Below are 12,347 nucleotides of genomic sequence, written 5' to 3'. Positions count from 1 at the left end.
GGTAAGAATTGTCCGGGCTTTTCAATCATCGCCGCTGAGATTTCGCCGGGATTGTGGACAAGGTCGAACGGCGTGTTATTGCTTGGCAACGAAAGGCGCAGAATCGCGACCCGCTTTCTTTGCCGACTGACGTTTCGGAATGGAATGAATGGCAACAACGGTGACCGACGATCAGCGCAAAAGCGCGGCTAATCTTTCGGGTTTCGATCTCGATTTCCCGGCGCAGCTGCGCATGATGGGGCGTGCCTTCTGGACCTCGCCGGTGCGCACCCGGCTGATCTTGCTGTCGATAGCGCTGCTCACGGTGATATTGCTCACCGCCTATGGGCAGATCAGGCTCAATGAATGGAACGCGCCGTTTTACAACGCGCTGGAGCGGCGCGATCTTGCCGCCTTCATTCACCAGCTGGAGGTCTTCGCCATCATCGCGGGGCTGTTGCTTCTCCTCAACGTCATCCAGACCTGGCTGAACCAGATGACGGCGCTGAACATGCGCGAGGGTCTTGCCAAGGATATGGTGGATCAATGGCTGAAACCGGGGCGAGCCGCCCGTCTTGCCGGTTTCGGCACGATTGCGATCAACCCCGACCAGCGCCTGCATGACGATGTTCGCAACCTTGCTGAAAGCAGCACGGCGCTTTCCATCGGTCTCGTCAATGCAACGATCCTGCTCGTCAGCTTTATCGGCGTCCTCTGGTCGCTCTCGGCCGGCTTCGCCATCACCATCAGCGGCGATACCTATGCGATCCCCGGCTATATGGTCTGGGCGGCGATCCTTTACGCCGGTTCCGCTTCCCTGCTCAGCAATCTCGTCGGTTATCGGCTGGTGGGGCTGAATGCCGAGCGTTATTCCAAAGAGGCGGAGCTTCGCTTCTCACTGATGCGGGCCAGCGAAAATCTCGCTGCCATTGCCCTTGCACGTGGCGAAAAGAACGAAAGGCGGCGGATAGGCATCGATATTGATGCGGTGCTCGGCGTCATTCGCGGGCTCGCCATGGCGCTGACGCATCTGACATGGGTTTCGGCAGGATATGGCTGGCTCGCGGTGGTGGCGCCGATCCTGATCGCGGCTCCGGTTTATTTCTCCGGCAACCTCACCTTCGGCGGGCTGATGATGGCTGTCGGTGCGTTCAACCAGGTCAATACGGCACTGCGCTGGTACATCGACAATTTCGGGCCAATCGCCAGCTGGAAGGCGACGTTGCAACGCGTTTCGGTGTTCCGTAACGCCCTTATCCAGATGGACAGCGTCGAACAGCACGGCCTGGCGATCGATCTGCAACGCAGTGCGGAGAATGAAAAAATCCGCCTCCAGTCGGTGGTGATCTGCCGCGATGCGGGTGGGCAGGATCTGGATCGCGGCTTCCAGCTGCGCGAGAGCGAAGTCGAGATCGGGCCGGGCGAACGGCTGATGATCAATGGTGAGCAGGGCGTGAACCGAAGGCTGCTGTTTGCGGCCATGGCGGGCCTGTGGCCCTGGGGGCAGGGCAGAATAGAGATGCCCGAGCAGTCCGATACACTTTTCATTGCCCAGCACGGCTATCTGCCGGCGGGATCGCTGCGTGAAATCCTCGCCTATCCGCGCGCGCCCCAGCGTTTCGCCGATGCGGATTATGTCTCGGCGCTCACAGCCTGCGGCCTTGGCGAGATGGCATCCCGTCTCGAGGAAAACATTCGCTGGGATAAAAAACTGGATTCGGATGAGCAGGCCAGCATTCGGGTTGCCAATGCCCTGCTGCTGAAGCCGAAATTCGTCGTTATCGACGATTTGCTCGAAGGGCTGGAAAAACAGACGCAGGATACGCTGGCGGAAGTTCTGAACGGGATCGAGGGTGCGGCGATCGTCTATATCGGCCGGTCGGAAACATTCCTGTCGGTGCTCGCCCCGGCTGTGGCGCATCTCGACCACACCGCGCAGAAGGAAAATATCTCCAGGGCCGGGAGCGCTCCGCAATAGGGCATTGGCTATCGGGCTGATCCGAGCGGACTAGAGCCGCAAATGCCATTTGTCCGAATCGAGCCGCTGCTGTTTGGCAAGGCTTATGGTGGTGTCCGGCTCCACCTGCGAACGCAGGGCAAGGGTGCCGGTCGCCAGGCTGATGGCGACAACGCTGGCGACCGCCAGGACGATACGGTCGTAGCGCTGCTGTATTGTGTTGTTTCCACTCCAGTCATAGGCCATTCGCACGCCTCGCGTTTTTTGGAATCGTGCCTCATCATGGTTAACCGAAGCTTACGATGGCTCTGTGATTCCTTGCTGTTTTGGAAGGGCTGCCGCGACAAATCGGCTATTGGCGGATGGGGTGCGGTTGTTTAAGTCCGGCAGGGGGAGGCTTGTGAAAGGACTTTGAGACATGGACCAGCAACCGCCCGCCGATATGGAACTCACGCTCAGAACGCTTGCGATGCCCGCCGATGCCAATCCGGCCGGCGATATTTTCGGCGGCTGGGTCATGTCGCAGATGGACCTTGCCGCTTTCGTCCGCGCCAATGATGTAGCCGGCGGCCGCACCGTCACCGTCGCAGTCAATGAGATCGTCTTCAAGAAGCCGGTCAAGATCGGCGACACATTGTGTGTCTACACCAAAATCGAAAAGATCGGCCGCACCTCCGTCACGTTGAAGATCGAGGCCTGGACCCGCAGGCACTATCAGGATTCACGCGAGAAGGTGACGGAGGCCGTTTTCATCATGGTCGCGGTGGACGACAACGGCGATCCGCGTCCTGTCCGCAAGGAGGCGTGAGGCGGCATCCTCATTTTCTTTTCAAAGCAATTCCGAAGCGCCTGCAAAAGATTAAAAGCATCGGCGTTTCGGATTTTTCGCAATTCGATGTCGGTCCGCTCAATACTTTAGAAATATCCAATTTATTTATCAATTTTTGCGATCAAGATATGGAATAGGACGGGGATCAGGCTTTGACCATTCCAGGTGTTGTTATTGTCGGCGGCGCTCACGGTACGCTCGCCCTTGCCCGAAGCCTCGGCGCCCTGAATGTGCCCGTTTATTACCTCACCCACGATTCTCCTTTGCCGGGTTGGTCGCGTTTCGTGCGGAAAACAATCCGCTGGGCCGGCCCGCATGATGCCGGGGCACTGCCGTTCCTGCGTCAAATGGCCGACAAGCATGGTTTGAAGGGCTGTCTGCTGGTGCCGTCCGGCGACGGAGAGGTCCAGCTCGTTGCGCAGCATCGTGAGGAACTGTCCTCGCTCTACAAAATCATCCTGCCGGATTGGACCGCGCTGCAATGGCTCTGCGAAAAGCCGCTACTTTATCAGCGCGCCGCAGAACTTGGCGTCAGTATTCCGCGAACCTATGCGCTGGCATCGGCCGCTGACATCGATACGCTGGACATATTGTTTCCCGTCATTCTCAAGCCGAATATGGGCGGTGGCGATACCACCATCGCGAGGGCGAAAGTCATTCGCGCCGATGACCGACATGCTCTGAAAACGGCTTTTGCCGATGCGAGTGGAGAGATCGGCGCTGGCAATGTCGTCGTACAGGAACTCATTCCGGGTGGGGGAGAAAGCCAGTTCTCCTACGCCGCGCTCTGGCTGAACGGAGAGCCGGTCGCGGAATTCACTGCCCGGCGCGCTCGGCAATATCCTGTCGATTTCGGCTATACCAGCACCAGCGTCGAGGTCGTCGACAACGGGCAGGCCGTGGATGCGGCCCGAAAAATACTGAAATCGGCCGGCCATAGCGGGCTGGTCGAGGCGGAATTCAAGCTCGACGGCCGGGACGGAAAACTGAAGCTTCTCGATGTCAATCCGCGCCCATGGTCATGGTTTGGCCTTTGCTCTGCGGCGGGCATCGACCTTGGCGCCCTGCTATGGCGGGTCGCCAATGGCGAGCCGGTCGGCCAGCCCGGCAATGTGCGTCAGGGCGTTTCCTGGTCCTATCTTGTCCGTGATACCGTTGCCGCCTTCACATTGGCCCGAAGGGGGCAAGCGAAAATCGGCGACTATTTCGCTTCTCTTCGCAATATCCGCAGTTGGGCCGCCTTTGCGCCGAACGATCCCTTGCCGGGTCTGATCGATCTGCCGTTGACGGTCTCGAGAGTCGTGAGAAAACGCCTTCTTCCCGGCCTGACATCAGGACAATCGGGGAGAATTTTCTTTCAGCCGATAAAACGCCTTGTGAAATATGGAGCCATAAGGGCGGGGCTGGAGGTGAGTTCTCTCCCGGCCGTCCGTTCGGCATTTCCGTCTTTTGCCGGCCGTGGTGTGATCTTCACGCTTCATCATGTGCGCCCCGGAGGCGCTGTTTCGGCTTTCGCACCCAATGTGCAATTGTCCGTCACGCCGCAATTTCTGGAAGAGGCGATACAGGCCGCACTCGAATGCGGTCTCGTTCCCGTGCATCTGCACGATCTGCCGGCTCTGCTTGCCGATAATCACGAGGGCCGGTCGTTCTGCGCCTTCACGCTAGATGACGGCTATCGAAACAATGCCGACTATGCCGCGCCGATCTTCCGTAAATATGCCGTTCCCTACACGATTTTCATCACGCCGGGTTTTGTGGAGCGAACACGCAGCCTCTGGTGGGAAACCGCTGCTGCCCTGACGCAGAAAGTCGCGTCGTTCGAATTCGATTTCGGGGCGGGGCCGGAGCATGTGGCATGCGCCAGCCCTTCGCAGAAAGCGGAGGCATTCACGCGGCTTGAAGATTTTGTCCAGAACTTTTCCGAAGACGAGGCGGTGGAAAGGATCGATCGTGTCGCGAGGCAGCATGGCGTCGATCCCATCGCGATCGTGGACGAACTTGTCATGGATGAAGATGAGCTCAGGGCGCTGGCGAAGGACCCTCTGGTGCATTTCGGCGCGCATACCATGACGCATGTGAATATGCGTAAGGTCGATGCGGCGCGTCTGGCTTATGAGATCGCGGAATCGACGCGCCGGGTGGAAGCCTATGCCGACCATCGGCCACGGTCCTTTTCCTATCCCTATGGCTGGGTAAAGGCCGTGGGAGAACGGGAAGCGAAAGCGGTTCAAGATGCAGGATTTTCCGCGGCAGTGACCACGCAGGCGGGCGTTATCGGTCCCCACAGCCTTGAAAAGCCGACGCAGTTACCGCGTGTATCGCTGAATGGACGCTTTCAGAAAAAGCGCTTCGTCAAGGCGCTCATCTCGGGCCTGCCCTTCCGGTTCATCTAGCGACGTTGTTCGTTCGCAATCTCTCGGCCGTCTCGCCATATATGGCTGCGGCCCGCGTTTGGCGTTCTATTTGCCGTTTCCGATTTCCTATTTCGTTCTTTGAGCCTCTTTGCGGCCGAATTGGCCAATCCGAAAAGATGCGCCATAATTTTTGTTATTCACATCCATTTATCTATTGATTATAAATAAATTTATCGACGTAAAACATTACAACTTTTATGAAGGCCTCGCCCGTGCTGCTGATTTTTGCCGATGATCTGACCGGAGCGCTCGACGCCGCCGCCCCCTTTGCCGGGCGTGGGCTGGCGACCGAGGTTGCGATCGGGCTTGACGGTGTGCGTGCGGCGCTGGCGGATGCGCCCGCCGTCCTTAGCGTCAATCTCGGCTGCCGCGATGGCGAAGCGGATGAAGCCCGGCGTCGCACGCAGGAACTGTTGGAGCTGGTTCCGGCCGATGCTGTCCTTTTCAAGAAGATCGATTCCCGCCTGAAAGGGCATATTGCGACGGAAATGGATGCGATTTCCTATCGGCACGCGCTTGTCGCGCCCGCCATTCCGGATTTCGGACGAGTCGTTACTGACGGAGCCGTTTCCGGCTTTGGCGTCGAAGCTGCCATTCCGGTTCATGAAAGGCTGGGCGGACATGCCGGCCGCTGCACGATACCCGACACGCGATCACAGGGCGATATCAGGGAAGCTCTCGCCGCTGCGCAGGCGGAAGGGGCCGATCTTCTGGTTGGCGCGCGTGGGCTTGCCGAGGCGCTGGCTGAAGCGATGACGGCGCAGGCTGTTCCTGAAGCGGCGATCATTCCACCCGGCAGGGGGCTTTTTGTCATCGGGTCCCGCGATCCGATCACGGTGGAGCAGATCGACGTTCTCAAAAGCGTTGGACCTGTCTCGATCATAGAGGCGCCGAATGGCGTCATGCCCCGCCACACCGATGACGGTGCCGCTCTGACGCTGGTTCAAGCGACGCAGGGTATGGAAAATCTGTCGCCACTTGCGGTTTCAGACCGGTTGGCGGAGGGCGTCGTGCCGCATCTTACCGCGAGCGCCGCCAGGCTGCTGTTATCGGGCGGAGCCACGGCCGAAGCCGTGCTGCGGGCCATGGGCGTTTCGCGTCTGCGTCTTGCCGGCGAATGCCTGCCGGGTCTCGGGGTCGGCTGGTCCGGCGATCAATGCATCATTGCGAAGTCCGGCGGTTTTGGGCAAGCTGACACGTTGAAACGGATCGCGAAAATGATGCTTGGCGACAATGACGCTGGAGAGAGCTGACCAGATGGGGCTGATGAAAGAAACGGCGCGCAAGGCACTTCCAGACATTATTTTCGAAAGAATGCACCGGGCGATCAAATCCGGCGCCTACAAGCCGGATGAGCGACTGCCGACAGAGCATGAACTCGCCATGGAATTCGAAGTGTCGCGACCTGTCGTGCGCGAGGCGTTGCGGCGGCTGCGCGAGCAGGGGTTCATTTATTCCCGCAGGGGCTCCGGCAGCTATGTCAGGGCTTTTGGCCTGCGCGAGCCGCTTGGCTTCGGGCAGCTTGAAAACGTTGCTGATCTTCTCAACTGTTACGAATTCAGGCTGACGCTGGAGCCGGCTGCGGCGGCCGCGGCAGCCTTGCGGCACGATGGCGAGAGACTTGCGGCGATCCGGAAGGCGCTCGAACTGATGCGGGATGCGACCAATCGCCAGTCCCACCGTGAGGATGCCGATTATCAGTTCCATCTCGCCATCGCGCGGGCGGCGCGAAACAGCTATTTCTCCACCGCGATGGAAGCGCTCAAGGACCATATTGCAATGGGAATGAAGTTCCACGGCATGTCGGTGAAGCGGGACGCATCCGGCCTGACGCGTGTTTTCGCCGAGCATGAGGCAATCGCAAAGGCGATTGCCGATGGGGACGCAGAGGCGGCGCGCCAGTTGATGCTCCAGCATCTGACCGGATCGCGCGACCGCCTGTTCGAATCTTCGCACGCGGATTAAGCGGGTGGCCGAAGGCCGATGCGCGTTCGCGCACCGGATTTTTGCTCAGAAGGCGTGGCGGTAAATGCCGAGCACGTCCTCAACGCTCATGTCGACGGGGTTATTATCCATCAGCCGGCGGATGGCATGCGCATCCTCGGCATATCGGGGAAGATCGGCCTCAGTCGCGCCATGCCGTGCGAGTGACATTTCGATGCCGAGCCCGGCGCAGAAATCCGTTGCCGCCTTGCGTAGATCATCAGGGGAAAGGTGCTCGCGAAGCCCGAGGGCTCCCGCCACTTCCGCCGTCTTCGCCGAAACCGCAGGCTGGTTGAAGGCGAGAACATGCGGAAAGACGATGGCATTTGCCAGCCCGTGCGGCAGGTTGAGAAGCGTGCCGAGCGGATAGGCGATGGCGTGGCCGGCCGCCGTATTGACGGGGCCGAGGCAGATGCCGCCATAATAGGAGGCGAGCATCATGCCTTCCCGCGCTTCGGTATCCGCACCGTCGCGAACGGCGCGCGCCAGATATTTACCGACCAGTGCAAAGCCCATGCGCGCGAAACCGTCGATCATCGGATGGGCCTTGCGGTTGGTGAAGGCTTCGACGCAATGGGCCATGGCATCCACCCCGGTTGCCGCCGTAACGGCTGATGGGACGGAATAGGTGAGTTCCGGATCGAGCACGGCGAAATCCGCGATCAGATAAGGGCTTTCGACCGCGATCTTGTTGCCTTTCACCGGGTCTGTGATGAGCGAACGGATGCCGGCTTCCGAGCCGGTGCCGGCAGTGGTGGCGATTTGCACCAGCCGTGTGTCGCGCCCGGCAACCCTGTTCGGCCCGGCCACGTCTTCAAGCGACTGGTTGGAATTCCAGAGGGCAGCGACCAGCTTCGCCACATCCATTACCGAACCGCCGCCGAGGCCGATGACAAGATCTGGCCTGGCAGCGCGTGCTGCGGCAAGGGCGGCTTCCAGCGTTGTTGTGTCCGGCTCGCCGGGAATGGCGTCGAAGATCGTGAAAGGGCCCTGCAATTGCAGTCGTTCGGCAAATTTCGCTGTCAACGGTGTGGCGATAATGAGGGTCGATGCGGTGTTTCCCGCCCAGGTGCCGATCTGTGAAATGGTGCCGGCGCCGACGGCGAGCCGTCGTGGCTGGTGGAGGAGAATGGGAGCTGTCGACATGGTGCTCATTCCTTCCGTTCCTTGCCCGCCACCAGCTTGCGCGCATAGGCGATGGCCGCATTCATGTTGCCGTGATTGGCGATGCCCTTGCCGGCGATATCGAAAGCCGTGCCGTGATCGACGGAGGTACGGTCTATCGGCAGATCGACGGAAACATTGACGGCGGTGTCGAAGGCGACAAGCTTGATCGGGATATGGCCCTGATCGTGATATTGCGCGACGACGAGATCGAAAGCGCCGGAATAGGCCCGGTGGAACACGGTATCGGCGGAAATCGGCCCCTGCACCTCAATGCCTTCGGCGCGGGCGGCAGCGACCGCTGGCGCAATCCGGTCGTCATCTTCGGTGCCGAACAGGCCGTTTTCACCGCAATGCGGGTTGATGCCGGCAACCGCGATGCGCGGCCGCTCGTAACCGATGCGCTTCAGATGCGCGTTGCCGGCTCGGATGGTTGCCAGCACCCGCTCCGTCGTCGCCCGGCGAATGGCCTCCTGCAGGGAAACATGGGTGGAAACGTGAATGACCTTCAGCCGTTCTGAAGCAAGCAGCATATAGGCTGCCGAGGAGCCGGTGAGGCTTCGCAACATGCCGGTGTGCCCGTCATAATGATGACCGGCGAGATTCAGGGCTTCCTTGTTGATCGGCGCGGTGACGATGCAGCCGATTGCGCCCGCTTCGGCATCGCGAACGGCCTTTTCGATGAAACGGAACGCGGAGTCTCCGGCCACTGGCGACAATGTACCCCAGGGCAGCGGCGCGCCTTCCACAGGCAGGTCGACCACATATTGAGTGAGATCGATATCAACACCGAGCGCATCCCGCGCCGCTTCCAGCGTGGCGAGGTTGCCGTAAATCCGCGTCGCCGCACGATCCGGGGCGGACATTTCGGCGAGCGCCCGCACCGTGATCTCGGGGCCGACGCCGCAGGGGTCGCCCATAGTGATGCCAATGATGTTGCTCATTTTTGTCTCCCGTCGTTCTCGTCAGCCCAGCCGGGCGCCAGCCGGACATATTTGATTGCGCGGCGATGATAGGTGTAGCTCGCATGCAGCGTACCGTCCGGCGCTTCCAGAAGCCACGGATAGGACATTTCCAGATTGCGCCCATCGGTCGAATCGTTCGAAAGGCAGGTGCCCGGTCCGTCTTCGATCAGTATCCGGGTGGTAAAACTGCGCCCGTCATCGTCGGACAGGCAGATAGAAACCGGCGCGCGCGGCACGCCCCAGACCGGTACACAGCCGCCGCTCGGATCGGCATCCGGCCTGTCGTCTTCCTCTCCCAGCTCGTCATAAAGCGAGGCGCGGCGGTCGCTCGACTGCGCGCCGTTGACGGGGTTGCAGATCATAGCCAGCCTGCCATCGTTGAGACTGATCACGGCAATGGAGGAATTATTGTTGGGCACATCGGTCGGCTTTGGCTTTGACCACGAGCGGCCGCCATCGGTGCTTTCGGTGCGATAGACGAAATCGGCCTGACGGCGGCGGAAGAAGGCTGCGTAGCGCCCGTCCGTCACCGCGACCGGGCTCATATGCACGCAGCCGGTCGATTCCTCCAACTCCTGCAATTGCCAAGTCGCGCCATTGTCCGTGGATATGCCGAGCGCTGCCGTATCGTGGCTGCCGTTCCATTTCTGGCCGGGGCGCTGGACGCAGCGGAAGATCGGCAGCAGCCAAGCGCCGCCATCGCGGATGCGCAGCGGTGCGCGGATGAAACAGCCCTGCGGGAGATCGAGAAAACGGCCTTCCTCGGAAATAAGCTTCTCCGGTGCAGTCGCGTCGCGGTGGATTCGCGCCATGCGAATGCGGCATTCATCCTGATTGCCGGAGGGCTGGGCTGTGTGAAACAGCCAGAGAACGCCATCTGGCGCAGTGAAGAGGACCGGGTTCTGTTCGGAATGAGCGGGGTCGTGGCTCAGGCGCTGCGGCGGTCCCCAGCGGGTTGCACCCGCTGTCAGCACGGATGCGAAAATCGAAATATCCGATTTTCCTTCCAGCGTGCCGCCGAACCATGCGCAGAGCAGGGTGCCGTCATCCAGAAGGTGCAGGAAGCTCGCATGGTTCTGGATCATGGGTGACGGCAGGAACGCTTCCTGCCGGTCTTTCGACACGGCATGTATGGCTCCGGTCATGGCTTGAGCGATGTCATCAGGGGTCATCGTGGTCTCCTCTTGTTCCGATGAAAATGACATATTCAAAAAGTTGTCAAGTTTATTTGATAAAAAAAGAGGATCAATCGTTTTTGCTTTTTTGAACTAAATATTTGTTTTTAAATAAGAAAAATAATGGATTTGGTTTGAATAAAAATTGCCTTCGAAAGATAAATTGACAAAAAATGCGATAACGTCGATGCTCTGTTTACGGGTGGAGGAGACAATCATCCGCATGCCATGCTCCTCAATGCAGGAGATGGGGATTTCAGATACCCCTTGCGGCGCGCCGCCATGTTGCTGAATTTCTGAATCTGGGAGGAGAACGGAATGAAGAAGTCATTGATTGCGGGCGCCCTTGTCTTGGGTTCCCTCAGCGCCGCGGTTTCGCCGGCGCTCGCGGCATCGGGGCCGATCAAGATCGTGCTGGCGGAAGAGGCGGACCTGCTGGAGCCCTGCATGGCCACCCGCTCCAATATCGGCCGCATCATCATGGAAAATGTCAGCGAGACGCTGACCGAGCTCGATGTTCGCGGCAATAAGGGCGTTCAGCCACGCCTCGCCGAGAAGTGGGAGCAAAATGCCGATGGAAGCTGGCGTTTCCACCTGCGTGAAGGCGTGAAGTTTTCCGACGGCACGGCATTCGATGCCAAGGACGTCAAGCACAGCTTCGAACGCATGATGAGCGACAAGAACGCCTGCGAGTCCCGCCGTTATTTCGGCGGCATGACGGTGACCCCGTCTATCGTCGATGACCACACGATAGACTTCAAGACCGAACCGGCGCAGCCCATTCTGCCGCTCCTCATGTCGCTCGTCACCATCGTGCCCGAAGAAACCAAGATGGAATTCATCCGCGAGCCTGTCGGCACCGGGCCTTACAAGCTGACCAACTGGACCCCGGGCCAGCAGATTGTCCTCACCGCACGCGACGACTATTGGGGCGCCAAGCCGCAGGTGACGGAAGCGACCTATCTTTTCCGCGCCGATCCTTCGGTTCGCGCCGCCATGGTGCAGACCGGCGAAGCCGATCTTTCGCCTTCCATTTCGCAGCTCGACGCTACCAATACGAAGACCGACTTTTCCTATCTCGACAGCGAGACGGTCTATATGCGTCTCGATCACAATATTGCGCCGCTGAACGACGTGCGGGTGCGCCGCGCACTTAACCTTGCCATCGACCGGCAGGCCTTCCTCGGCACGCTGGTTCCGGAAGGTGCCGTGCTGGCCACCGCTCTCGTTCCGCCGACCACGCTTGGCTGGAACCCCGACGTCAAGGTCTTCCCCTATGACCCCGAGGGCGCAAAAAAGCTGCTCGAGGAAGCCAAGGCTGCTGGTGTGAAGGTGGACACGCCGATCACCATCATCGCGCGCACCGCTAACTTCCCCAACGTCACCGAGATCATGGAAGCGATCCAGCAGCAATTGCAGGATGTCGGCTTCAAGATCGACCTGAAATTCGTGGAGGTGGCCGAGCACGAGAGCTATTACTCCAAGCCCTTCAAGGAAGGCCGCGGACCGCAGATCGTCGCCGCCATGCACGACAACTCAAAGGGCGACCCGTCCTTCACCATGTTCTTCAAATATGCCACCAAGGGCACTCAGTCCGGCTTCTCGGACAAGAAGGTGGACGATCTGATCGAACGTGCGTCCGCAGCCGTGGGTGACGAACGCGCCAAGCTCTGGTCGGAACTGATCGCTTATCTGCACGACGATGTGGTGGCAGATGTGCTGCTGTTCCACATGGTCGGCTTCTCCCGCGTCTCGGAACGGCTGGACTTCAAGCCCACCATCGCCACCAACTCGATGCTACAGCTTTCGGAAATCGGCATCAAATAAGACCCCGTGTCTTGTCAATTGAGAAGCGGCGGCGCGGCGAAAGCTCCGCCG

Annotated in this window: 10 protein-coding genes; 6 read left to right on the top strand and 4 right to left on the bottom strand. The window is 59.7% G+C overall.

The genetic code is table 11. From position 1 onward, the window contains the following. Positions 1-148 precede the first annotated feature (148 nt). Positions 149-1,957 carry an ABC transporter ATP-binding protein/permease gene (locus AGR7B_RS18435; RefSeq protein ID WP_080857533.1) on the top strand — a complete coding sequence of 603 codons (1,809 nt, stop codon included), beginning with the start codon at positions 149-151 and terminating at the stop codon, positions 1,955-1,957. 30 nt (positions 1,958-1,987) lie between these two features. Here AGR7B_RS18435 and AGR7B_RS18430 read toward each other — a convergent pair whose 3' ends face one another. Beyond that, positions 1,988-2,182, bottom strand: a complete 195-nt coding sequence (locus tag AGR7B_RS18430) for a hypothetical protein (RefSeq protein WP_003519634.1) — start codon at positions 2,180-2,182, stop codon at positions 1,988-1,990. Positions 2,183-2,354: 172 nt separating this feature from the next. Here AGR7B_RS18430 and AGR7B_RS18425 point away from each other — a divergent pair, with 172 nt between their 5' ends. From AGR7B_RS18425 to AGR7B_RS18410, 4 genes are all read left to right on the top strand, one after another. Continuing rightward, a complete protein-coding gene (locus tag AGR7B_RS18425) occupies positions 2,355-2,744 on the top strand; it encodes an acyl-CoA thioesterase (RefSeq protein ID WP_035260778.1) in 390 nt (129 codons plus the stop codon). Between the two features lie 173 nt (positions 2,745-2,917). Further along, complete coding sequence (locus tag AGR7B_RS18420; protein ID WP_080857532.1) at positions 2,918-5,161, top strand: polysaccharide deacetylase family protein; 2,244 nt, start codon at positions 2,918-2,920, stop codon at positions 5,159-5,161. Between the two features lie 233 nt (positions 5,162-5,394). Beyond that, a complete protein-coding gene (locus AGR7B_RS18415) occupies positions 5,395-6,435 on the top strand; it encodes a four-carbon acid sugar kinase family protein (protein ID WP_080858164.1) in 1,041 nt (346 codons plus the stop codon). A gap of 4 nt (positions 6,436-6,439) precedes the next feature. Continuing rightward, positions 6,440-7,147 carry a FadR/GntR family transcriptional regulator gene (locus AGR7B_RS18410; protein ID WP_080857531.1) on the top strand — a complete coding sequence of 236 codons (708 nt, stop codon included), beginning with the start codon at positions 6,440-6,442 and terminating at the stop codon, positions 7,145-7,147. Between the two features lie 45 nt (positions 7,148-7,192). Here the strand turns inward: AGR7B_RS18410 and AGR7B_RS18405 are convergent, their stop codons facing one another. Genes AGR7B_RS18405 through AGR7B_RS18395 form a run of 3 tightly spaced genes read right to left on the bottom strand, consistent with a single transcriptional unit; the run spans position 7,193 to position 10,466 of the window. After that, positions 7,193-8,320, bottom strand: coding sequence for an iron-containing alcohol dehydrogenase (locus tag AGR7B_RS18405; protein ID WP_080857530.1), 1,128 nt, complete (start codon positions 8,318-8,320; stop codon positions 7,193-7,195). Then, positions 8,317-9,273 carry a 4-hydroxythreonine-4-phosphate dehydrogenase PdxA gene (gene pdxA / locus AGR7B_RS18400; protein WP_078052116.1) on the bottom strand — a complete coding sequence of 319 codons (957 nt, stop codon included), beginning with the start codon at positions 9,271-9,273 and terminating at the stop codon, positions 8,317-8,319. Before pdxA ends, AGR7B_RS18405 begins: the two co-directional genes overlap by 4 nt. Then, on the bottom strand, positions 9,270-10,466 hold the full coding sequence (locus AGR7B_RS18395; protein WP_080857529.1) for a sialidase family protein: 1,197 nt from the start codon (positions 10,464-10,466) through the stop codon (positions 9,270-9,272). The genes pdxA and AGR7B_RS18395 overlap by 4 nt, the downstream gene beginning before the upstream one ends. A gap of 321 nt (positions 10,467-10,787) precedes the next feature. Between AGR7B_RS18395 and AGR7B_RS18390 the strand changes: the two genes are divergently transcribed. Continuing rightward, positions 10,788-12,296, top strand: coding sequence for an ABC transporter substrate-binding protein (locus AGR7B_RS18390; protein ID WP_080857528.1), 1,509 nt, complete (start codon positions 10,788-10,790; stop codon positions 12,294-12,296). Positions 12,297-12,347 lie beyond the last annotated feature (51 nt).

The organism is Agrobacterium deltaense RV3, from assembly GCF_900013505.1.
In the GTDB taxonomy this organism is placed as follows: domain Bacteria; phylum Pseudomonadota; class Alphaproteobacteria; order Rhizobiales; family Rhizobiaceae; genus Agrobacterium; species Agrobacterium leguminum.
Note: the sequence above shows the minus strand (reverse complement) of the source record. Positions and strands in the feature narration are given on the sequence as shown.

Bases quoted from the DNA above. Each gene is read 5' to 3' on its own strand.
- AGR7B_RS18435 (WP_080857533.1), top strand. From the start codon at position 149: ATGGCAACAACGGTGACCGACGATCAGCGCAAAAGCGCGGCTAATCTT.
- AGR7B_RS18430 (WP_003519634.1), bottom strand. From the start codon at position 2,182: ATGGCCTATGACTGGAGTGGAAACAACACAATACAGCAGCGCTACGAC.
- AGR7B_RS18425 (WP_035260778.1), top strand. From the start codon at position 2,355: ATGGACCAGCAACCGCCCGCCGATATGGAACTCACGCTCAGAACGCTT.
- AGR7B_RS18410 (WP_080857531.1), top strand. From the start codon at position 6,440: ATGGGGCTGATGAAAGAAACGGCGCGCAAGGCACTTCCAGACATTATT.
- AGR7B_RS18405 (WP_080857530.1), bottom strand. From the start codon at position 8,320: ATGAGCACCATGTCGACAGCTCCCATTCTCCTCCACCAGCCACGACGG.
- pdxA (WP_078052116.1), bottom strand. From the start codon at position 9,273: ATGAGCAACATCATTGGCATCACTATGGGCGACCCCTGCGGCGTCGGC.
- AGR7B_RS18395 (WP_080857529.1), bottom strand. From the start codon at position 10,466: ATGACCCCTGATGACATCGCTCAAGCCATGACCGGAGCCATACATGCC.
- AGR7B_RS18390 (WP_080857528.1), top strand. From the start codon at position 10,788: ATGAAGAAGTCATTGATTGCGGGCGCCCTTGTCTTGGGTTCCCTCAGC.